This is a genomic window from Streptomyces regalis, assembly GCF_001509475.1.
Lineage (GTDB): Bacteria > Actinomycetota > Actinomycetes > Streptomycetales > Streptomycetaceae > Streptomyces > Streptomyces regalis.
In genome coordinates, this window is sequence record NZ_LLZG01000388.1 from 77,538 (window position 1) to 99,152 (window position 21,615).

Genomic DNA, 21,615 nt, shown 5'->3' on the forward strand with positions numbered 1-21,615 from the left:
GCCGCGATCGCGTCGGCCGCTGCCGCCCAGGGCAGATTGAGAACTCCTAACAGAATTTGTCTCCCTCCGATCCGGATGCGGTGGGGCCAGGCGAGCACGAAGGAAGATCACTACTCTGCATAAGTGCTTTCCTACGACGAGTTGACTCCCCCTGAGCGTGAGCTGTGGGACGCGTTCCCCGAGGGGCGGCGGGTGGACCTGCGTACGGCTACGCCGGAGGAGGATCAGGTCGCCGACGGCGGACGGTGGGGACCTGAGCGAACGGTGCGGGCGGCGGTGGTCGCCGCGTTGCTGCTGGGCGCGAACACCGGACAACCGGGTGCGGTGGCGCGTCTGAGGCTCACCGGGGCACGGATCTCCGGACGCCTGGACCTGGCCGGCGCGCAGATCGCCCATGCCCTCTGGCTGGAGGCATGCTGGTTCGAAGAGGCGGTGAACCTCCTCGGCGCGTCGACGCAGACCCTCGTGTTCACGGACAGCCGGATACCCGGCATCGAGGCCGATTCGGCCCGCATCGAGGGCAACTTCTCCCTGCGGCATTCCGTGGTGGAGGGCGGCGCCCCCACACCCTTCAACCGCGTGAGCACCGCCCTGTCACTTACCGACGCCCGGGTCAACGGCGGCCTGCTCCTCAACGGGGCCAAGCTGATCGCACCTGACGGGTGGGCCCTGTCGGCCGGCGGCCTGGCCATGGAAGGAGGCGTCTTCTGCAAAAACGGGTTCGTCGCACACGGGGAAGTCCGTCTGATGGGGGCGCAGTTGCCGGGAACTCTGGTCATGCAGGGTGCCCGACTGGAAGGGCCGGGCCCACGCGGCGTGGCCCTCACCCTCGACAACGCCACGGCCTCGTCGCTCAAGTTCTCCGAAGGGTTCACCGCGAACGGCACCGTTCGACTGCGCGGCACCCAGGTCGCGGACAGCGTGACCTTCGACGGAGCCGTCCTGAACGGCCCGCCCACCGATGACGGAAACGCCCCGGCCGTGATCGCCATGCACCTGCGAGCCGTCGACCTCGACCTCAGCCTCGCCCGACGCCCGTCCGGCCCGCTCGATCTGCGGGGCGCCCAGGTGTCGTACCTCCACGAGAACGAGCACAGCTGGCCGGAGAGAGTGGAGCTGGACGGGTTCGTCTACGGCTCCATCAAGACGACGGACGCGAACGACGAGCGCCACGAGGCCGTGGGCGACCGGGAGTCTGTGGCCCGACGCCTGGCATGGATACGCAGCAGCCCGGGCTACAACCCACAACCGTACGAGCAGTTGGCGGCCTGGTACCGCAAGGCTGGGCACGACGACGACGCCCGCCGCGTCCTCCTCGCCAAGCAACGCCACCGGCGCCGCGCCTTGTCCCCGGCAGCCCGCGCATGGGGCCATCTCCTGGACGTGACCGTCGGCTACGGCTACCGCCCCTGGCTGGCCGGCGTCTGGCTCCTCGCGCTGATCCTGCTGGGCGCGCTGTCCTTCGGTACCGACTCCCCCAACCCGGTCAAACGAGGCGAAGGCGCGCCGTTCCAGCCCCTCGTCTACACACTCGACCTCTTGATTCCCATCGGGGGTCTGGGGCAGCGCACCGCCTGGTACTGGTCGAACGACGGCCTTCAGTGGCTGGCTTACCTGCTGATCGCCTTCGGCTGGGTGCTGACGACCGCCGTCATCGCGGGTGTCACCCGCACCCTGCAGAAGAACTAGCGGGGAAGAGGACTGTTCGAGGATGAGCTCCAGCGGTGCGACCCGCGCGCAGCAGAGTCTCGGGCAACAACGGCCGGACATAGGCGAATTGACGCAACTCCTATGTGACTTCATGGCCGCGGGCGGGAAGCGGCTGTGGCCCGCGCTGTCTGTCCTGGGCTGGCACGCCGCCGGGGCTGGGTTCTCGGCCGCCCAAGGCGGTTTGGCGTGCGGCCCGGCAAACGGCTCAATGCAGAGGTCGGCGACGATAACCGGCTGTCAGGCTGGCAGGGTGCTCCTTACGGTCCTCGGGGCGCGGGGGTCATGAGGTCTCCCGATCGCTGGAGCCTCGGTGGGATGCGGGCACGACGGGCGAGGGGCCAGGCACTCCCCAGTCGAAGACGAGGCGAGCGTGGCGTTTTGCAATGACGTGTGGTCCTTGGTCCGGGGCAGCACTTCCGGCGGGGTACACCGTCAGTCGCGGGCTGGCCCCACGGGCGTCGCGGTCCCAGGCGACGGCTTTGCTGTTGCTGCCCGCCGGGAACGCTCGGGCCGGGGTCAGGGGGTGTGGTGAACTCGGAGTGGCGTTGGCCGGGTGACTGCTGTTGCGTTGAATATCTACGGAGGGCTTCGTGCCGCGAGGTCAAGACAGTGGCTGAAAACCGCAGTTGAGCAGCAATGGGCGGTGTGCTACACAGCTTTCCTCGCTTGATGGATCTCGGGGGATCGATGACGTCACCGCCGCCTGCAACGCCTCCTGCCGTACCGCCGCCGTCCGGCCCTGTGCCTTCACCGACACCCACGCCTCCGCAGCCGCCGGGGCCTCGGCCGCCGGTGTGGCGCCGGGTGCAGACCTGGTTCCAGGGGAAAAGCCAGTTCGCCAAGGGCGCCATCGTGGCCGGTGTCTTCACGGTGGCGGCTTCCGTGGTCGCGGGCGTGTTCCAAGTCGTCGCCGCGTTCATCCCGGTCATCTGGGGCGACAACAAGGACGACGCGCAGTCGACCCCGTCCGCGTCGGTGTCGAGCGAAGCGAGTCCACCGGAGGGTAAGAACCCGTCCCCGCAGCCGGAGGCGACGCCCAGTCAGAGCCCGTCATCGACGGCGCCGGCGTCATACCAACTCGTCTACGACCAATCCATCAGTCTGGGGCTGGATTCCGACGACTGGACAGTGGTCGACTTCGACGCGCCCTCGACGCGCCGCTACAGCGACGCCGAATGGGAGGCGCTGAAGGTCGATGCCGAGGAGACCGGTACCCCCATGGAGCCGGACCTGTCCTACCAGAACGACATCTGGGGGTACGTAAAGCTACGTGACGGCCGCAACGCCGCCGAACTGAAGAAGGAGGACGCTCCTGCTACCGGCGAGGAGTGCGCCCGCCACGCCCAGGTGGGGGGCTTCAGCGAGGCTCAGCTGTGGGGGGCCGACGGTCCCCCACAGCTACCGGTCGGGACGGTGCTGTGCATCGTGACCGATAAGGGCAACATCGTCCGTGCCGAGATCACCCGGCACGTGGGCACTGACCCTGGCGACCCTCCCCGGCAGATCGAGTTCAAGGCCACCATGTGGTCGACTGCGTAAGGCCGCGGACCGTACAGCTACACGGTCACTGACTGAGCGTGCACAAACCAGGACTTCCCGCCGGTGCAGCTTCGGTCCGGCGTGCTGCTTGGCGAACCACCGATCGCCGCCCTGCCCGTGGATCTCCCAGACCGACGGTCTGGTGCCGCCGGGTCGAGAGTATTCGGCCACAACGGTGTAGGTCCCGGTTACCGCTCCCGCCAGTTGGTGGAGTGCACTGGGCATATCAGTCACGTCGGCGTGCCCTTCCGCTGGTCGAGCCACCCAGCAGCGCCACAAAGGGTGACGCGCCGGTGCTCTGGGTGTTCTTGTGGGGTTGGGCAGTGTGCCAGGAGCCACTGACAAGGCGGCCTGCGCTGGGTCAGGCGCGGGCCAGCCACCGCTGCCGTTCGGCATCGGTGACCAGGTACTGGTGGTGGTCGAGTTCCACGCGGGTGAGACGGGCGTAGTGCTCGACCACCTCGGCGCCGAACGCGCTGTGCGCGAGGGCGCTGTCCTGGAAAACGGCCAGGGCCTCGGCGAGTCCGGGTGGCACGGGGGTTCCACTCCCGTGGTAGGCGTTGCCGGTCTCCGCCGGTCCCAGGGGCAGCTTGTGCTCGATTCCGTGGTCGATGGCCGCCAACACGGCGGCCATCGCCAGATACGGGTTGGCATCCGCCCCCGGCACGCGGATCTCCAGATGGAGGCCCTCGCCGTGGCCGACAACGCGGACGGCACACGTACGGTTGTCCCGCCCCCAACTGACCCTGGTCGGCGCGAACGAGCCGGGCGTGAACCGCTTGTAGGAGTTGACGTTCGGCGCGTACAGCGGTCCCAGTTCCGGCAGGCCGTCGAGCAGGCCGGCGATCGCGTGCTGCCCGGTGGGGGACAGTTCGTGATCGTTGTCGGGGGCGTGGAACTGGCTGATGGCCTTCGACCACAGCGACACATGCAGGTGCAGGCCGTTGGCCCGGCCGGTTTCGGGGGCTGCCATGAACGTGGGTGCCAGTCCAGCGCGTGCGCACAAGGTGCGTACGGCGTGTTTGAAGAGCAGGTGGCGGTCGCATGCGGTCAGCGCGGGACCGTACGGGAAGGTCACCTCGACCTGGCCGGGGCCGGCCTCGGTCTTGATCGACTCCACTGGCATCCCGGCGCCAGCGAGTGCCCGCTGCAGGCGTCGGAAGAACCGGTCGGAGACCGGATCGTGGTCAAGGGCGTAGTCCAGGTTCTCCGCCGTCACCGGCCGCAGCCCCTGATACCCCGCCTGCTCGGCTTGCGCGTAGGTGCCCTGGTAGAGAACGAATTCAGTCTCGATCCCTGCTTTGGCGTGCAGTCCGTGCCGGGCCAGTCGGGTCAGTTGCTGGTGAAGGACCTGGCGGGGCGCGATCTCGATGACGGTGCCGTCGTGGTCGGCGGCGTCGCCGAGCACCACGACGGTGCGCGGCAGCCACGGCACCATGCACAGGGTCGATAGGGCCGGTTGAACGGACAAGTCCTGGTAGCCGGTCTCCCACGAGGTGAGTGCGAAGCCGTCCACCGGGCTCATCTCGACGTCGGTTGCCAGGGTGTAGGCGCACACCTCCGCGCCGTGATGCGCGACGCGCTTGAGGAAGTGACCCGCGTCGTACCGCTTCCCCTTCAGCCGTGCCTGCAGATCGGGCAGCGCGAGCAGCACCGTGTCGACCGCGCCCGCCCTGACGAGATTGCGCAGATCGGAAAGAGACACCCGCTTCTCACCGCGCTCGCCCGGGGCAGCAGGAGGCACCGCAGCCAGACGGGTCATCGTGCCGTTGTCAGTCCTGGTCGCCGTCATCACACGACCTCGTATTCGTACGTGCTCGCCGAGCGGTCGAAGTTCTGGGCCGGAACCTCGTAGGAGCTGCCCTGCCTCTGCCACCACGCCCATGCCAGCGCGAGCACGGCGAGCAGAGCTATTGGCGCGTAGTTGAACGTGTCGACGGACACCCAGGCGCCGTCGGGGCGGGTCTGCGGCAGACAGAACAGGACGGTCACGAACACCACCCAGATCACCGCGACCGTGCCTACCGTCACGCCCCAACTGCCCAGGTTCCACGGGCCGGGCCTAAACCGGTGCCGGTTCTTGATCCGCAGGAAGATCGGGATTGCGTAGGCGGGGGTGATGCCGATGACGTTGATGCTGGTGATCGCCGCGTACGCGACCGGGCTGTACAGGCTCGGCAGGGCCAACACGGCGGCGCACACGACGGACAGCAGCACGGCCTTGCGTGGCGTGCCGGTTCGGCGGTCGACCTGCCGCCACAGGTGCGAGCCCGGCAGCGCCCCGTCGCGCGAGAACGCGAACACCATCCGGCTGGCCGCGGCGGTCTCGGCGTTGCCGCAGCACAACTGCGCGACGATCACGACCAGCAGCAGCGCCTTCGCCCCCGCCACGCCCAGCGCATCGAGGAAGATCTGCGCCGGCGGCACTCCCGTCGCCGTGCCCACGGTGCCCGCGTAGTCCTGGATGGCGAACGTGAGCCCGGCCAGCAGCACGAACCCGGCCAGCCACGACCAGCCGATCGCATGGATGATTCCGCGGGATGCGGACACCTGTGCGTCCGTCGTCTCCTCCGACAGGTGCGCGGAGGCGTCGTAGCCGCAGAACGTGTACTGGGCCAGCAGAAGCCCGATCACGGCCACGTACAGGGGGCTGGACCAGCCGGTGTTGTTGACGAACTCACCGAACACGAAGTCCGCGGACTGGTGGTGGGACGGCACGAGTGCCAGCGCGCCGACGATCACGGTGACGCCGCCCAAGTGCCACCAGACGCTGATGCTGTTGAGGATGCTGACCAGCCGGACCCCGAACAGATTCAGGGCCAGGTGCAGGGCAAGGATGCACACGAAGATCACCATGATCTTTCCGGGCGTCGGCTCGAAGCCCCACTGCAAGTTGAGGAAGGCCCCAGTGAACAGCGCGGCCCCGTAGTCGATGCCGGCGATCGCACCGAGTAGGCCCAACAAATTGAGCCAGCCCGTGTACCAGCCCCACTTGCGGCCGCCGAGTTGCTCCGCCTGGTAGTACAGAGCCCCCGAGGTCGGATAGGCCGAAGTCACCTCGGCCAGCGCAGCACCGATGAACATCACCATGGCGCCGACCACGAGCCAGCCCCACAGCATCACGGACGGGCCTCCGGTGTTCAGCCCGAACCCGTACAAGGTCATGCAGCCCGACAGGACACTGATGACGCTGAAGGAGATCGCGAAGTTCCCGAACGGCCCCATACGCCGGGTCAGCACGGGTTCGTAGCCGAGCTCCCTCAAATACGTGTCGTCGGACTTCCGGGGCTTGGCGCGGTGGCTCGGGCTTAAGGGGGACACGGGACAACCTCCAATGTTCAGGGACAACGAAGCTGGACGAGTTCATGCCAACTGGTGGCGTGCGTTGATCACGGGTGGGGTCCAGCGCGTGGCTTGTGGGAGCGCGTGTACGAGAGAGACTCGGCGCGTGCTCGCAGGAGGAGCGCCTCGCCGGGGTCCGGCGCTGCGGTTCCGTCGTGCACGGACGCCCACGGCTCCCGAGCCGCATACGCGCCTATCGCCTCGAAGACCTCGGCGGCTTCGAAGTACTGATGGCCCGCCCACAACGCATAGGCGAGAAGGTTCAGGTCGGCGACCGATCGCTCCCCGATCGCTGTCTTGCGGAACCAATCGTGGAAGGCGGCCAGTGTGTAGTCGAGAGACGACTCCTGGGCCCACTGCCGCCGCCAGAGCAAATCAGTGCGCGATCGCCGCCGCTGCTCAATGAGCGCGTAGGCGGGCAGAAGCAACAGCGGTGATCCGACAGGCCGTTGCGACGCAACCCATCGGCCGAAGTCGACGACCGCTGCCAATGAAGCAGCCAGCGGAATGTCGCGAGCGAGCATGAACTGCAATACGCGGTGGTAGGCCTCCCGGTTGTACGGGTCGCGCTGGTTAACCTCGTAGAGCAGCCCCCACGGGCCGCGCGGCAGCATTGGCTCGGCGGGCTCCAGGCGGTGTTCGTGACGCAGTTGCCGCGTGTCGATCTGCGCCAACGCCACAAGGCACACCCACGGAACCGGATCACGGGGCGCCCGACGAGCTGCCAGCAACGCCTCGCGCCTGGCCTTGGTCTCAAACTCCAGAGTCATCGGATGCTGCTGGCGGTGCGCTCGCAGCGCCCGCTCGACAGCGACGCGAGCACTCATCAGCTGGGCGTCGTAGCTGCCGGGTTCTTCTGCCAGCCATACGCCGATCACATCCGACCGGGCGGCTGCCACTGCCAATACTTGGGTACGTGATGTGCGCAGCGCCCAATGTGTGCTCGTCGCCAGCAACAGGTCCCGTGCCGTTCTCCAGCGGCCCGCCTGTAACTCAACCAAGGCCACGCGCAGGTCGTCGTCGCGGCCAGCCGGGTGATACACGAGACGCATCACGGGCCCTCGAATCGGCACGCGCGACGTACCGAAGGCGGAAGAGAGTTGGCCGCCGGAGGAACACGGGCACTGCAGCACGGCGAGTCGTGCCGGCTGGAAGCGAATGACATCGAGGGCCTCTGGGATGATGTGGGGGATGGGGCGCAGAACGGGGACGCGAGTGTTCGCGCGGCGCGAAGCGGCTCGGCCACGTGTGTGTACGTCTAAAAGCGAATCTGACCGATCATTTCTGCAATTCCGGTGACGAACCGGTTGATGCTCGGTGCCATCGAGGTACTGGCCAGAAAGAATCCGAAGAGAATGCACACGATTGCGTGCCCGGCGTTCAGCCCGCTCTTCTTGACGAAGATGAAGACGAGAATTCCCAGGAGCACGACGGCGGAGATGCTAATGGCCACCGCGTACCACCCAGCGATGGCGCACTCCCGCTGGGCGAAGTGCATCGGGTAAGCGCCGGGGGGTCTGGAGCGAGCTCCGGGCCACCCTTGCTCGCGTGGCCGAGGGCAACATGGCCTCCGAGGGAAGAAAGCAGCAGGTTTACGTACCCGCACCTCGACCAGCACTACATCGACCGAATGGTCACACTCTCAGTCGGTTCGTCTGCGCGTCCTGATGCGGGACTGCCCCATCATTGGCGGTAAAGCGGGCCGTGCACACATTCCGAGAGTGATATCACTTGTGTGATTCCGGCTCGACCGAGCGCAATTGAGTGGTTACGAGCTCGCTCACGGGGAGGCGCCGCGTGTATCAGCTGGCGCTGCGAAGTTGCGACCGGTGCGGCGGCCCGCTGAGCAACAAGGAGTTGAACTTGACCGACGCCGGGCGGATCCTCGTGCTGTGGGACATCGACCGCACTCTGCTGTACGTCGGCGACATCGACCGGCAGGTCTATCGGGAGACCTTCGCCGAGGTCGTCGGCCGTCCCGCAGAGCATCTTCCGGCCCGGGGCACCGGGGTGACCATGCCCCTCGCAATTCGATCCCTCCTCCTGGACAACGGCATCCCCGAGATTGAAGTCCCCTTCCTGCTGACGCGTATGGTCAAGCTCTTGCCTAAGCGCCTCGCCGCGCGTGTCGGGGATCTGTGCGAGCAAGGTGTCCTCCTGCCTGGTGCTATTGATCAGAAACGGTTTGGGTTCTGGGTCGTTGGACGGGTGTGAGTGATCTGGTGGGGGACGCGCGGCATCTGTCGCCGTCGGCGCAGGAAGCCCTGCGGCTGCGGGCAGTGGCCGCGCTCGTGGCGGGACGGGCCCGTGAGGACGTGGCCGCGATCTTCGGGGTGTCGCTGAAGGCGGTCGACGTGTGGTGGGTGAAATGGCAGGCCGGCGGGCGGGACGCACTGGTCATGCGCCCGCGGGGCCAGCCGGTCGGGATGCATCAGGTGCTTGGGGCGGCCGAGCAGGCGGCGGTGCGGCAGGCGGTCTTGGACCACCGGCCTTGTGACGTGGGACTTTCCGGTCAGCTGTGGACGCGGCGGCTGGTGGGCGAGCTCATCGCGAAGCTATACCGGGCGCGCCTGACCGAACCGGGTGTGGGCAAGTACCTGAAGCGGTGGGGTCTGTCCTTCCAGCGCCCGGACAAGCGAGCCGTCGAGCAGGACCCCGAGGCCATCCGGCGCTGGCATCAGGAGACCTGGCCGGAGATCCGCGCGAAGGCAAGGAAGGACGGCGGCGAGATCCTCTTCGCCGACCAGGTCGGCATCCGCTCGGACCAGGTCACCGGCCGCACCTGGGGCGAGAGGGGCAAGACCCCTGTGGTGCGGCGGAGCGGGAACCGGTTCTCGGTGAACGCCATGTCGGCGATCAGCACCAAGGGCCGGATGCACTTCATGGTCTTCACCGAGAGCTTCACCGCCGAGACGATGTGCCGCTTCCTGGACCGGCTCGCCGGCCACTTCGACCACAAGGTCCACCTCGTGGTCGACGGGCACTCCGCCCACCGTTCCAAGAAGGTCCGCGACTGGCTCACCGCCCATCCCGACGACGTCGAACTGCACTTCCTGCCGCCGTACTCGCCCGAGCTGAATCCCGACGAACTGGTCAACGCCGACCTCAAGCACAGCCTGCCCAAGCAGCACCGAGCCCGGGATCAGGCCGAACTCGCCGCAGAGACCCGCCGCTTCTTCCGTCGACGTCAGCGTCAGCCTCACATCGTCCGCGGCTACTTCGGCGGCCCACACGTCCGCTACGTCCTGGACGAGAACCCCATGAGCGCCTGATCGGTATAGCCGTGCCAGACGGTTCCTGGTTTAGTGCGGTGCATGATTAAAGCGGCGCTGTGGGGACTGCTCGCCGGAGTCGGGCCGGCCCTCGTGTTCCAAGTCAAGCTGCGTCTCTCCAAAGCCCGCTCAACAGCCGGATATCCGGATGCCTTGACGATGGCAGTCAAAGGGCTGTCCGGAAGCCAGCGTTGGCGGCACGGCAGGGTGCGAACGACGGCAGTGCCCCTTACATGGCAGCCCTGGTCGCGGATCGGCCCGGTGCTCCAACTCCCACTAGACCTGCGTCCAGTCGGTCAGCGCCGCCCGCGAGCCAAGGAGATGTGGGGCTTGAATCCGCAGCTCATCATCATTGAATGCCAGTCCTCGGCCGGTGACCTATCGCTTGGCGTGCTGCCGTGGGATGTGGAGCACGTGCAAGAACTATTGCATCGCCACTGAGCACGGTAGCTCTCCCTGGGCTTGGTGCGGGTAGGGGAACGCCCTGTCGGCGGGCCGTCATTCCGAACCCAAAGCGTTTCGGATCAATATGTCAGCTCTCAAGACCGTGTACGCGCAACCGAGCTTGGTTTCGACCGTCGTTACGGGCAACCTCAAGCCGAACGCGCTGTTGAAGCTGGAAGCGTTCGATCTCGCCGGGTTTCTGGACACAGAGATCGGCGGGTACTCCTCTGACAACGATCACCGTCCTGCCCTCGTTGGCGTCGCGCAGCGGCGAGCTCAGGCCAAGTACGGCACGGGCTTCACGCGCTTGAACACCGTCATCATCGGTGACTCTTTCGAAGACGTCCGCACGGGCCTTGAAGGTGGCGCTCCCGTCATAGGAGTCGCCTCCGGCAAGACGTCCTCCGACGAGCTGCAGTCTGCCGGAGTCGACGTCGTACTCGAAAGCCTGGAAGACGTTCCTCAACTCGTGGGCGCGATCACAGCAGTGACCGGCGAAGGCGACTGACCGCCTCCTCGTAGAACCCTTCACCTGCCCGTATCACATGCGTGATACGGGCTCGACGGCCCCTGCACATACGCTGGCGCGCGCAGACGAGGAACGGGGGTGCGATGAGGAGGAACGCTCGGGCATGCGCCGACTGCGGCTGCCGACTGAGCCAGTACAACCAGGAAGACCGCTGTGCGGCGTGCTCCCGCGACAGGAGACTGGACGCCGGCCACGGACCGAGCGTCCCAGACGAGGTCTGGCTTGACCTGGACATTCAAAGCGCCATTGCCCACTGGGACTTCGGCCTTGCAAGCCGCCTCATTCGCGACAAGGCAGGCCTCCGGCAGGACGACATGGCGTTCATGACCGGACTCAGCCAGAGCTTCCTGTCGATGCTCGAAGCTGGCAGCCGACGCTTAACAAACCTCGAAAGGGCCGCACGGTTCGTCCAAGGCCTTGGAATGCCAGACGCCTTGCTCGCGCCACCATTCCGGCAGCACTCAGCAGCGCCGGCATCCGCTCAGACCTCGTACGTCAAGTCCTGTCTGGAGGAGGGCGGGCCGACAAAACATGACGACCCGGACCTCAACGATCTGGCGGCGCAGGCGGCGGTGCAGTCGCTGCGCTTCGCGGACGAGATCACGATGACCAACGTGAGCGATATCGAACTGGAGGGACTTGAGTCCACGCTTACACGGATCGCGAGCGACTACGTCCACGTTCCGCTGCACCGGATCTTCACCGACCTCGTCACGACACGAGACCACCTCTTCGCCGCCCTGAACGGCCGCCAACCACTGGGTCAGACCCGGGAGCTCCTCCTCCTTGCCGGCACGAGTTGCCTCCTGCTCGCGCACGCGTCACAGAACCTCGGCGACGAGGACGCCGCAATCGCACAGCTCCAAACAGCCTGGACGTTCGCAGAACAGGCCGACCACAACGACCTGCGGGCTTGGGTCAAAGGCACAGCCGCACTCATCGCGGAATGGTCCACTCGGCGGCAAACAGCTCTCGACTACACACGTCAGGCGATCCGACTGGCGCCCGGCGGGCAGACGCGGATCCGGATCGCGGCAATCGAAGCCAGATCGGCCGCACGCATCGGAGACCGAACCACAGCCATGGCCGCCCTCGAGGACCTTCAGCGAGCCCGGGACCAGGAAGCAGCCCCTGACGCACTTACCCGGTTCGGGGGGCTCCTCACGTTTCCCGAGGCGAAGCAGCACTACTACATCGGAGGAACCTTCGCCCTCCTAGGAGAACACCAGCGAGCCGAGCAGCACGCCACCGCAGCCATCGAACTGTACGAGAGCGGGCCCCAGGAGCACCGGTCATACGGTGACGAGGCTCTGGCCCGTTTGGACATCGTCACTGCACGCATCGCCGTCGGAGAAATCGAAGGAGCCGGGGAACAACTCACCCCCATCCTCGAACTCCCCGCGGACCTGCGAATCCGGCAGCTCGGCGACGCGATGCAGGCGGTGTCGGCGTACACCTGAACGTCCCCACCCGCGTACGGATGAACGCGGCCAGTTCCTGATGCGGTGAGGCAGGCTGGTCGGCACTCTGCTGCGTAGTCGGTGTGCTGCGGCAGGGGGTGGTCGGCAGTGGTCTTGGATCCGCGTCGGTGGTCGGAACTCCGGCGGTTTCGTGGGCTGTTGGAGTCAGGTGCGATGAGCCTGTCGGAGATCGCCCGTGAGACGGGGCTGGACCGCAAGACGGTCCGTAAGTACCTCGCGGGGCCGGCGACGCCGCCGCGCCGTTCGGCCAGTGGCCAGCTGGTGCCCAGGAAGATCGACGAGTTCGCGCCGCTGGTCGACTCGATGCTGCGGGCCGAGATCCTGATGAAGGCATCAGTGATCCACGAGCGCCTGGCCGCGGAGTACGGATTCACCGGTAACTACCAGCGCGTCAAGCTCTACGTTCAGCAGGCACGCCCGCGTGTCGCTGAGGAACTCGGCATCAAACCGAAGGAGTTGGCGGGGCTCCACCGGCGCTTCGAGGTCATCCCCGGGGCTCAGGCCCAGGTCGACTGGGGTGATGAGGGCAAGGTCCTCGCCCACATGGGCATCCCGAAGGTCTACTCGTTCCACATGGTGCTGTCGTACTCACGCGACCCGTTCTGCTGCTTCACCGCCAGCCAGGACCTGCAGACCTTCTTCGACTGCCACCGGCGGGCATTTGCGCACTTCAGCGGGGTGCCGATGACGATCGTCTACGACCGGACCAAGACCGTCGTGCGTCGGCACGTCGCTCCCGGCGAGGCGGTCCCGCTGCATCCGGAGGCGGTCGGTTTCGCAGGGCACTACGACTTCGACATCGACGTCCTGGCCGCCTATCGGCCCACCGGCAAAGGGCGGGTTGAACGCCAGGTTCTCATCGTTCGCGATCATGTGTTGTCCGGGCGGGCGTTCTCCTCGCTGGAGGAGATGGACGCCGCGTTCGCCGCCTGGGTGCCCAGGCGGCGGGACCAGATCCACAAGACGCACCGGGAAGTCATCGGCATCCGGGCCGCCCGCGACCACGCGGCCCTCAAACCGCTGCCGCCGACTCCGTACTTGGTGGCCGAGCGGCATCTGCGGCCGGTCGGCAAGGACTGCCTGGTCGCGTTCGGCGGAAACCTCTACTCGGTGCCCGCCCGCAAGGTCCGCCCACGTCAGCTGGTCGAGATCCGGGCGACGAAGTCCCAGGTCATGCTGCATTCGACCGTCCCCGATGCCAGCGGCGAGACTTTGCTGTCCACCCATCCGCGGGCGGTCGGCCGCGGCGTCGTCGTCAAGGAAGACGCGCACTGGGACGGCCTGCCGGCCGGCAAGAACCGCCGCACCACGACGGGCGACGTGACACCGCCACCGCGTCGCGAGCCGTCTGCGGGCGGCCAAGTAGGCCCACTGCAGGCCTTGTTGAACCGAGCCGCGGCCACCCGTGTTGAGGTCGGCCGGCGGCCATTGTCGGTCTATGACGAACTGACCGGCACCCGGCCCTTCACCACCAACTCCCCGACGATGGAGTCGTCTTGAGCGAGCTGACCGGCAACCGCATCCGCACCACGGCCGGCAAGCTCGGCCTGCCGCACCTGGCAGAGACCATCAACGAATACACCCGCCGGGCCGACGAGGCGAAGATGGGCTACCTCGACTTCCTCGACCTGGTCCTGTCCGAGGAACTGGCCGTCCGCGACGACCGCCGTTTCCGCCAGGGCCTGCGGCTGTCCAAGCTGCCGCACCACAAGACGCTGGACGAGTACGACTTCTCGTTCCAGCCCGAGCTCGACCCGCGCAAGGTCAAAGACCTCGCCACCCTCTCCTTCGTCGACGGCAAGGCGAACGCCGCGCTGCTGGGGCCACCCGGGGTGGGCAAGACGCATATCGCCGTCGCTCTCGCGGTCGCGGCCTGCCGGGCCGGCTACTCGATCTACTTCACCAGCCTCGACGACATGGTCCGCAACCTGAAGGCTGCCGAGTCGGCCGGGCGGCTGGTCAACAAACTCGGCACCTACCTGCGGCCGAGCGTCCTCGTGGTCGACGAGGTGGGCTACCAGCCCCTCGAACGCGCCGAGGCGAACCTGGTCTTCCAGGTCATCTCCAAGCGTTACGAGAAGGGCTCCATCATCCTGACCTCGAACAAGACCTTCAGCGAGTGGGGCCAGGTCTTCGGCGACGAAGTCCTCGCCACCGCGATCCTCGACCGACTCCTCCACCACTGCGAAGTGATCGCGATCAACGGCCCGAGCTACCGGCTCAAGAACCGCCTCCAGGCCATCGAGCGAGAGACCGAAGTGGCCTGACAGCTGGGGACGTTCGCCCGTACGCGACCGGGGAGACAAGCCCGTACGCCGACAGGCGGTGACTAGGCTGCTGGAGGAACCGCGACTCGCTCGCAGCCCGCTCGCCCGTGAGCTCGCGGACGCAACGCGCGGCTACCAGGCGATCGACACCCGAACGAAGGCCCTCACTCCATGACCCTGACGGTCTCCCCAGAGTCCGCCGCGCGCCAGGCCTGCCGGGCGTCAGGCATGGCCGACCAATCGCTCACCCAACTCCACGAACACGCCACCTCCGTATTCCTGCTTGCCCAAGAAGGCGTGGTCGTTCGCGTCAGCCCTGTCTCCCAGCAACAGAGGCTCGAGACCGCCATATCTCTGACACGCTGGCTCGTCGCAAACGACTTCCCAGCCACAGAACCTGTAGACATTCCACAGCCAGTGGCTTACGCCCCCTACATCGTGACGTTCTGGCGGCACTACCCCCAACCTGCGAACGGTGCACCACCTGCGGGATGGCTCGGCAAGCTGCTTCGCGCCTTCCACGCCCTGTCGTCACCCCCGCTGGCCCTCCCGCCGTACAAACCACTTGCCTCGCTCAAGGACACCGTGGAATCCAGCACCCACCTAGAGGAAGGCCAGCGAGCGTGGCTGACTGCCAGGAGAGAAGAACTCCTCGACGAGTACGAACAGCTTGACTTCCCGCTAGGCCGCGGTCATGTCCACGGAGATGCGTATCCGGGCAACACTCTGTGGGCCGGCCAAGGCGTCCGGCTCGGCGACTGGGACGAAGCAGCGGTCGGGCCGCGTGAGATCGACCTGGCAAACACCTTTCAAGGGGTCCGTTTCGGTCGCACCACAGAAGAACTTGACGAATTTAGTCAGCAGTACGGATGCGACATCAGACAGTGGCCTGGACTCCGCGTTCTCTGCGAAATCCGCGACCTGCACACCCTCGGCTCCTATATCCGCCGTGCAGATCGCGGAGATTCCGCTGCCGCGCAGCAGCTTGCACATCGCATTGCGACCCTCAGGAACCGCGACTTCCAAGCCCAATGGAAGGCTGCCTGAGGCGATCTGCTCTCGCCACTAGAGCTGTCGTCACGTGGCCGTCGTTGTGGAGATCAACTTGACGACGTCGCCCGCACAGCCCCACGACAGGGTGACGCCACTGCCGCCGTGCCCGTAGTTGTGGACCACCGTGACGCCGTTCTCGTGGCGCTCCTCCTCGACCCGGACGGCAGATCGTGTCGGCCGGGCACCCACTCGGTGGGAGATCACGGGTGCCTTCGCCAACCCAGGCACGATCTCAGCGCACCGCTCCACAATGGCCCGGGCTGCCTGAGCATCCTCTCCAAGGTGTGCCTCTCCGTCGATCGCGGTTCCGCCGAGCACAACGGTGTCGCCGTGCGGGTAGATGCACAGGAGATCGGACGACAGGCCCGTGTCTTCGGAGAAGAATTCTGTGACGCCTGGGTTCTTCACCACGACGTGCTGGCCGCGGATGGGTCGGATATCGGAGTCTCCGGCGAGGTTTCCACCTCCCAGCCCCGCGCAGTTCACAATCACGGAGGCGCCTTCGATCTCATCCAGTGAACGGATTGTCCCGCGTTCAACGATCCCGCCCGTGCTCCGGAAGCGGTCCAGCAGGTACTGCAAGTAGACCGGCATGTCGATGAGCGGCACGGTGAACCGGTAGCCGCTGGCGAAGCCGGCGGGCAATTCCTCCGACATGCAGGTGCGAAAGTCGGGCACCAGGCCGCTCCAGTCCGGCGCCGACACAGCGGTCCTGGCCGCCTCGATCCCGGTCACCATGCGCACCCCGGTCGCGGAATCGTCGGCCAAGACCTCGAAGACGTGAAGAGAAGCGAGACTCCATTCGCGGACCCGCGCCCGCGGCTCAACCAGATAGGGCCCCCACATCGCGCCGGCCGCCAGCGATGTCACGCCAGGAACATCCTCCGCCACGAGACGCACGGGAAACCCTGCTTCGAGGAGCGCAACCCCTGAAGTGAGGCCTGAGACGCCCGCGCCGATGATGACGATCGTCCGCTCTGCTGTCATGCCCCGACCGTATCCGCCTGACCAGGCCCAGTTCCGGCATATACCCGAAGGCCCTCCTCCAACTCAGGCAAGAACGTCTTCACATGCGGATTCCTCTGCCTCCGACGCAACTCGACAGCCAACTGCTGAAGAAGCCCTGTGCTGCGGGGGGAGCGGACTGTTTCGAGGCGTGCGACGGCGGTCCTCGCGATCTCGATGGAGCGTTCCATCTCCCCTGAGGCGCTGTAGCCCAGGGCTAGCCAGGCGCCTTCGAACAGGGCTCTCCGTTGACTCGGGTCCCCGTTGCTGACCATGTGAGCCCCGGTCTCCAGGAGATCCTGCCCGCGCCGCATGAAGCGACGACCGGTCGACCGTTGTCCCTCGCGGAAGGCTGAGCGCCCCAGATTGATCATCGAGTAGCCGGTCTGGCACTCCAAGTGGTTCGGCGTGAGGAAGTACATCCACCGTGGCTCGACTTCGTACCCTGCTCGGGTCTCGATCAGTTCTCGGGCGAGCCAACTGGTCCGCTCGAAGTCTGCCGAACGTCCAGCAGCCGCGTATCCGTGCGCCAAGCGGGAGAGGACTGACGCCCGGACGCTTGCTGTGCCGGCCTCGCTTGCTCGCCGAGCGGCTTCGCCCAGGGTGATCGCATCCTCAGCATGGTGTCGACTGGCTGCCTGAAAGGACATGTCGGCGAGGATGTGCGCGCACAACTCTCGGTCGTTGACCTGGTGCGCCGCTCTGAGAGCCGTAACGAAATACCGTTGAGCGAGACCGTGGTTGGCGGAGTCGAAGGCCATCCAGCCGGCGAGCTGCCCAATCTCGGCGAAGGCACGGATCAACCGGGCGGTCGCGTCCTGGGAAAATCCGCCCTCGCGCAGCAGGAGACCGACAGCGCGAAACTGTGCTCCGACGTACGGCAGGTGCCGCGCGCCGCCGTTCGCGTCGTCGAGGAGTTGCAGCAACGGCAGGTTCTGCTCGACCTGGGCGACGAGAGGATCGGAGCCCTCGCTGTCGGTGATCCTCGGCGTGAAGGTGCCACGCCCTGCCACTCCGTCGAGGTACTGAGAGACCGCCGCAAGCAGCCCTGCCCCCGAGATGGCCAAGAAGCGGCGGCGGTCGACAAGCCCGCCAAGCACCCAGTCCTCCACGATCTGATCAAGCCCTTTGACGGTCCATGGGTGTTCCAGGTTCGCATCTGCGGGTAGCAGCAGGGGAGCGTCGAGGGCCCTGCCCTGCCACAGTTGTTCCACAGAAACCGGCCGGCCGAGTTCGTGCGAGAGAACATGTGCCGTCATCGCGGGCAACGGCGAGCGCGGCACACCTCCGGCGTCTCGCCAGTGGTAGGGCGCAGTCTCGGCGACCGTCCCAGCTCCGAAGACTCGGTTCAGCTTTCGGGCAAGAGCTTTGGGGCTCCAGCCGAGTTCGTCCAGGAGCGCCGACAGCACCTCGTTGTACCCCTTGGCTGCCTTCGACACTCCGGGCCTCCTCTCTGCGTTGCACGTACTACGTGCTCTCGCTAAGACATTTCCCAAGTTCGGCCCAACGATCAACCCGTAGGAAAGTTGACCGAGTTGACCGCCTGATGGCCTGCGCTGAGCACCGATGTATCCGGTGTTCTAGTGCTTCGGGCTACGAACGTGGCCTCAGCGCCCAGATCAGGCCGGGACACCGGCTCGGAGCCCGAGCATGAAGCAGGGCACCCCGTCCGCAAGGAGTGAGCGTCGTGCTGGCCGGACAGATCACCGAGACACGACCTCCAGGGTCCGGTCGCCGATGCACGGAATGCGGATGCCGCCTCAACCGGTACAACGACGGCCGTCGCTGCTTCGCGTGCAGCCACAACGCCGCCATGCCGGAGGCATCCGCACCGGCGATCCCACAGGACGTCTGGGACAACTGCGAAGTGCAGCAGGCTCTGATCTCCCGCGACTTCGGGTTCCTGTGCTTACGCATCCGTGAATTGACATCGATGCGGCAAGACGACCTGGCGCTGATCACAGGCCTCAGTCAGCCCTACCTGTCGATGCTGGAATCGGGCCAGCGCAAGCTGACCAACATCGACAAGATCGTCACCCTCCTGGACGGCATGAACGTGCCCGGTTCCCTTACGGGGCCGATGCTTTGCACTCCAAACCGAGCTATTTCGCCAGGAACTCAATCACCGGGGGCCCTCGAAGCATCCACAATTCCGGTATACACCAAAGCGCCCCTGTGAGATATCACAACCGTAATGTTTGACGGCTGAAACATGCTGGCGGGACTGGGATTCAGTGGCGTGGCAGATACGGTCGCCGAATCCATATTGCTGCAGTGATATCACTCGCGGAATGTTCCCAATCCTCATCGTGCGGAAAGCTACTCGCCGCACAGTCCTTCAGGGCTCTGCACAGAGCAACACCGATCGTCGCCAAGAAGAGAGCATTCGAAGGGAGAGAGAGCATGCCGACACCTCGTCGGAACAAGAACGACCACCTGCTCTACGCCGACGTCGTCGACTCCAAGCAGAAGGCCGGCGTCTGGATGGGCGAGCGTGACGCCTTCCAGGCCAGGCAGGCCGAGATCCTGGAAGCAGTGAAGGACAAGGCGGACTGGGTCCCGGTCGAGAACGCGATCATGGTGGTCAGCACCGAGCCCGCCGGTATCACGGTTATCGCGCCGAACCCGACCCTCCCCGGCGTGATCGTCCTCGCCGACGGAGGCTCACCGGAGGCCTCAGCACAGCTGCAGGCCGCCGGCGAGGAGCTCGTCCGCAAGGTCATGGCCGAGCGCGGCATCGTCGAAGAGGAAGCCGCGTAACACCGTGACGTCCTCACAGCTCCTGTGGGGGAAGTACATCCAGTACGTCCGGGACGGCGAGGGTGCCCTCCTCGACCCGGTCACGCTGGACAGTGTGTACCTCGACCGCGGGGAGGTCACCGACCTCTCCGCGGTTCCCCCGACCGCGACACACAAAGCTCTCGCCGAGCTCGGCTTCTCGCCCGACAGCCCCGACGTCGACCAGCGTGAAGCACTCCACAGCCGTCTCCACCAACTCGGCCTGGATTCCGTCCCCGTACGGATCAGCGGCCTGCGCGTCGTCCTCACCGACGCCTGCAACATGAAGTGCAGCTACTGCTTCGTCGAGACCAACACCGGCAAGCCGGACATGACCGAGCAGGAAATCGCCGACGGCCTCACCTATCTCTTCGAGACGAACGCCGGTCGCGACGAGGTAGCCATCCAATGGTTCGGCGGCGAACCGACGACCCGGTTCGACCTGATGCAGTACGGGGACACCCTCGCGGACTCCCTCGCCGAGCAGTACGACGTCAAACGGGTCCGCCGAACAGTCGTCACCAACGGCGCCCGCATCACCGACGCCATGATCGACCACTTCGCCCGCTACCAGTACGGCGTCGGCATCTCCATCGACGGACCACCCGCCATCAACGCCGAGCACCGAAGGCTCCTGGGCGGGCAACCGGCCGACAACAGGATCCAGCGCAACGTCCGTCGGCTCCTCGACGCGGACGGCATCCACGTGGGCTGCAACCTCACCCCTACGTCCGCGAACATAGGCCGCCTGGCCGAAACCGTTACCTGGATCATCGACCATCTCGGGCTGAGGTTCATCTACGCCAACACCCCGATACCTACCAGCGGACGCTGGACGGTTAAGGGCAGGGAACTGGCTCAGGAGCTGTACCAGGCACGCCTTGTCGCCCTCGGGCGTGGCGGGATGATGTTCTCCGTCCTCGACCGAGCCTTCCAGGCCCTCGACCGGCGCCGCCCCATGCTCTTCGACCACATGCAGAGCGACCGGACCCTGAACGTCGCCCTGCTGCCCGGCAATCGGGTCAGCCTCTGCGACATCAACTTCACCTCGCCCTCTTTCCTGCATACCCTCGACGAGGTGCGAGCGGACCCGAACCTGCTCGGTGGCATCGCCAAGACCGTCGCCCCCATCCCCGAATGCGGGCAGTGCCCGGCCCTTGCGATCTGCGGTGGGCCTTCCCGCAATGAACAACTCCTCATCGGCGGAGACCGACCGGACCCGCAGATGTGCGACTTCTACACCAGCACCGTGGAGATCGCGGTCTGGGACAGCACGGGGGTGCAGTGAACACCGTCACCCACCCGGAGAGTCTGCCCGCGCCAGCCCGACAGCGGTTCCGATCCGCGCTCATCAGCACCGCCGGCCACTGCAAGATCGCCTGCGGGTTCTGCTTCCGAGCTGACCGGGCCCACGGCTTCCTCGACATCCCCACCTACACCCGGGCACTGTCCAGGTTGAAGGAGACCGGCGTCGAAGCGATCTGCCTGACTGGCGGCGAACCCGCGCACCACCCCGAGCTCCGCCAACTCGTGCGGCTCGCCCACCAGTTCGGGATTCCCGTATCGATCGTCACCTCGGCCCGAGATCCCGATGACGTCGATCGCTTGGCCGGCGTCGGGCGCCTGCTCGCGAACGTCACTGTGTCCGCCGACTCGATCGGCGCCATGGAACTTGGGCGCACAACGCGTTCCGTGGCGTCGGCGATCGCAACGCTGGAGCAGGTCCCCGCGGCAGAGAGAGTTCTCCACGTCACGTACTGGAACCTCACAGCCCGCGAATGCCAGGACATCCACGAGCGGGTCGAGAAGTCAGGAATCCAGATCCAGATCAGCCCGGTGGCGCTCGACGATACGGCTCGCGAGCGCGCGGGCTACACCTCCTACGACTACCTTGCCCGACAGCGGGAGGACGCCGATCTTCTCGGCCGCTTCTTCCAACTCGCCGAGCGGTTCCAGGAGCACCTCACCACGCTGCGAGCCATGCAGTTGTACCCCGAGCGGCGGCCCTCCTGCGCATCCGCGGCCCTGTACGTGTCCGCAAGCGGCGAGATCCGCCGCTGCCCCTACAGCAAGTCAGGGGTGAGTGTCCGCGCACCTCGCGCGGAGATCAGCCGCTTTCTCCACGCTGAACCCCACGACCGGACTACCCCAGAGTGTGCGGCCATCTGCCGTGCCGACGACACCCGTGAGTAGAC

18 protein-coding genes and 1 pseudogene are annotated in these 21,615 nt (G+C 66.3%); 13 read left to right on the plus strand and 6 right to left on the minus strand.

The features are described 5' to 3' along the window. Positions 1–123 precede the first annotated feature (123 nt). Together ADL12_RS39985 and ADL12_RS39995 are read left to right on the plus strand one after the other, a co-directional pair. Positions 124–1,689 (plus strand): hypothetical protein, encoded by a 1,566-nt coding sequence (locus ADL12_RS39985; RefSeq protein ID WP_062712611.1) that lies wholly within the window; start codon positions 124–126, stop codon positions 1,687–1,689. 825 nt (positions 1,690–2,514) lie between these two features. Further along, the gene (locus ADL12_RS39995; RefSeq protein WP_062712616.1) at positions 2,515–3,249 is read left to right on the plus strand and encodes a hypothetical protein; all 735 of its coding nucleotides are present in this window, start codon (positions 2,515–2,517) and stop codon (positions 3,247–3,249) included. A gap of 361 nt (positions 3,250–3,610) precedes the next feature. Here ADL12_RS39995 and ADL12_RS40000 read toward each other — a convergent pair whose 3' ends face one another. From ADL12_RS40000 to ADL12_RS40015, 4 genes are all read right to left on the minus strand, one after another. After that, complete coding sequence (locus ADL12_RS40000) at positions 3,611–5,011, minus strand: glutamine synthetase family protein (protein ID WP_062712753.1); 1,401 nt, start codon at positions 5,009–5,011, stop codon at positions 3,611–3,613. A 29-nt stretch (positions 5,012–5,040) separates the two neighbouring features. Continuing rightward, a complete protein-coding gene (locus ADL12_RS40005; protein ID WP_062712618.1) occupies positions 5,041–6,570 on the minus strand; it encodes an amino acid permease in 1,530 nt (509 codons plus the stop codon). Positions 6,571–6,638: 68 nt separating this feature from the next. Continuing rightward, the gene (locus ADL12_RS40010; RefSeq protein ID WP_062712619.1) at positions 6,639–7,643 is read right to left on the minus strand and encodes a hypothetical protein; all 1,005 of its coding nucleotides are present in this window, start codon (positions 7,641–7,643) and stop codon (positions 6,639–6,641) included. Between the two features lie 206 nt (positions 7,644–7,849). Further along, positions 7,850–8,044 carry a hypothetical protein gene (locus tag ADL12_RS40015; RefSeq protein WP_062712755.1) on the minus strand — a complete coding sequence of 65 codons (195 nt, stop codon included), beginning with the start codon at positions 8,042–8,044 and terminating at the stop codon, positions 7,850–7,852. Positions 8,045–8,454: 410 nt separating this feature from the next. Between ADL12_RS40015 and ADL12_RS58720 the strand changes: the two are divergent. From ADL12_RS58720 to ADL12_RS51755, 7 genes and pseudogenes are all read left to right on the plus strand, one after another. Beyond that, positions 8,455–8,644: pseudogene (locus ADL12_RS58720) on the plus strand (phosphoglycolate phosphatase); the annotation flags it as partial. Positions 8,645–8,801: 157 nt separating this feature from the next. After that, a complete protein-coding gene (locus ADL12_RS40025; protein WP_208614711.1) occupies positions 8,802–9,863 on the plus strand; it encodes an IS630 family transposase in 1,062 nt (353 codons plus the stop codon). 529 nt (positions 9,864–10,392) lie between these two features. Next, the gene (locus ADL12_RS40030; protein ID WP_079052530.1) at positions 10,393–10,815 is read left to right on the plus strand and encodes an HAD hydrolase-like protein; all 423 of its coding nucleotides are present in this window, start codon (positions 10,393–10,395) and stop codon (positions 10,813–10,815) included. 104 nt (positions 10,816–10,919) lie between these two features. After that, positions 10,920–12,296 (plus strand): helix-turn-helix domain-containing protein, encoded by a 1,377-nt coding sequence (locus tag ADL12_RS40035; protein WP_079052531.1) that lies wholly within the window; start codon positions 10,920–10,922, stop codon positions 12,294–12,296. Between the two features lie 174 nt (positions 12,297–12,470). Next, on the plus strand, positions 12,471–13,817 hold the full coding sequence (istA, locus tag ADL12_RS40040) for an IS21 family transposase (RefSeq protein ID WP_482262891.1): 1,347 nt from the start codon (positions 12,471–12,473) through the stop codon (positions 13,815–13,817). Continuing rightward, positions 13,814–14,584: an IS21-like element helper ATPase IstB gene (istB, locus tag ADL12_RS40045; RefSeq protein WP_062712624.1), complete on the plus strand. Its 771-nt coding sequence runs from the start codon at positions 13,814–13,816 to the stop codon at positions 14,582–14,584. Before istA ends, istB begins: the two co-directional genes overlap by 4 nt. A gap of 171 nt (positions 14,585–14,755) precedes the next feature. Further along, a complete protein-coding gene (locus ADL12_RS51755) occupies positions 14,756–15,631 on the plus strand; it encodes an aminoglycoside phosphotransferase family protein (RefSeq protein ID WP_079052532.1) in 876 nt (291 codons plus the stop codon). Between the two features lie 30 nt (positions 15,632–15,661). Here ADL12_RS51755 and ADL12_RS40055 read toward each other — a convergent pair whose 3' ends face one another. Both ADL12_RS40055 and ADL12_RS40060 read right to left on the minus strand, forming a co-directional pair. Next, positions 15,662–16,624, minus strand: a complete 963-nt coding sequence (locus ADL12_RS40055) for an FAD-dependent oxidoreductase (protein ID WP_062712628.1) — start codon at positions 16,622–16,624, stop codon at positions 15,662–15,664. Continuing rightward, complete coding sequence (locus ADL12_RS40060) at positions 16,621–18,081, minus strand: NsdA family TPR-like regulatory protein (RefSeq protein WP_062712630.1); 1,461 nt, start codon at positions 18,079–18,081, stop codon at positions 16,621–16,623. Before ADL12_RS40060 ends, ADL12_RS40055 begins: the two co-directional genes overlap by 4 nt. 374 nt (positions 18,082–18,455) lie before the next feature. Here ADL12_RS40060 and ADL12_RS40065 point away from each other — a divergent pair, with 374 nt between their 5' ends. The 4 genes from ADL12_RS40065 (at position 18,456) to ADL12_RS40080 (ending at position 21,613) form a co-directional block, all read left to right on the plus strand. After that, on the plus strand, positions 18,456–18,821 hold the full coding sequence (locus ADL12_RS40065; RefSeq protein ID WP_244188227.1) for a helix-turn-helix domain-containing protein: 366 nt from the start codon (positions 18,456–18,458) through the stop codon (positions 18,819–18,821). A 224-nt stretch (positions 18,822–19,045) separates the two neighbouring features. After that, entirely contained in the window at positions 19,046–19,402 is a 357-nt protein-coding gene (locus ADL12_RS40070; protein WP_062712632.1) for a hypothetical protein, read from the plus strand. A 4-nt stretch (positions 19,403–19,406) separates the two neighbouring features. After that, the gene (locus tag ADL12_RS40075; RefSeq protein ID WP_244188228.1) at positions 19,407–20,708 is read left to right on the plus strand and encodes a radical SAM protein; all 1,302 of its coding nucleotides are present in this window, start codon (positions 19,407–19,409) and stop codon (positions 20,706–20,708) included. Beyond that, positions 20,705–21,613 carry a radical SAM protein gene (locus ADL12_RS40080; RefSeq protein WP_244188229.1) on the plus strand — a complete coding sequence of 303 codons (909 nt, stop codon included), beginning with the start codon at positions 20,705–20,707 and terminating at the stop codon, positions 21,611–21,613. The genes ADL12_RS40075 and ADL12_RS40080 overlap by 4 nt, the downstream gene beginning before the upstream one ends. Positions 21,614–21,615 lie beyond the last annotated feature (2 nt).

Bases quoted from the DNA above. Each gene is read 5' to 3' on its own strand.
- ADL12_RS40000 (WP_062712753.1), bottom strand. From the start codon at position 5,011: ATGACCCGTCTGGCTGCGGTGCCTCCTGCTGCCCCGGGCGAGCGCGGT.
- ADL12_RS40010 (WP_062712619.1), bottom strand. From the start codon at position 7,643: ATGCGTCTCGTGTATCACCCGGCTGGCCGCGACGACGACCTGCGCGTG.
- ADL12_RS40030 (WP_079052530.1), top strand. From the start codon at position 10,393: ATGTCAGCTCTCAAGACCGTGTACGCGCAACCGAGCTTGGTTTCGACC.
- ADL12_RS40035 (WP_079052531.1), top strand. From the start codon at position 10,920: ATGAGGAGGAACGCTCGGGCATGCGCCGACTGCGGCTGCCGACTGAGC.
- istA (WP_482262891.1), top strand. From the start codon at position 12,471: ATGAGCCTGTCGGAGATCGCCCGTGAGACGGGGCTGGACCGCAAGACG.
- ADL12_RS51755 (WP_079052532.1), top strand. From the start codon at position 14,756: ATGACCCTGACGGTCTCCCCAGAGTCCGCCGCGCGCCAGGCCTGCCGG.
- ADL12_RS40055 (WP_062712628.1), bottom strand. From the start codon at position 16,624: ATGACAGCAGAGCGGACGATCGTCATCATCGGCGCGGGCGTCTCAGGC.
- ADL12_RS40065 (WP_244188227.1), top strand. From the start codon at position 18,456: ATGCCGGAGGCATCCGCACCGGCGATCCCACAGGACGTCTGGGACAAC.
- ADL12_RS40070 (WP_062712632.1), top strand. From the start codon at position 19,046: ATGCCGACACCTCGTCGGAACAAGAACGACCACCTGCTCTACGCCGAC.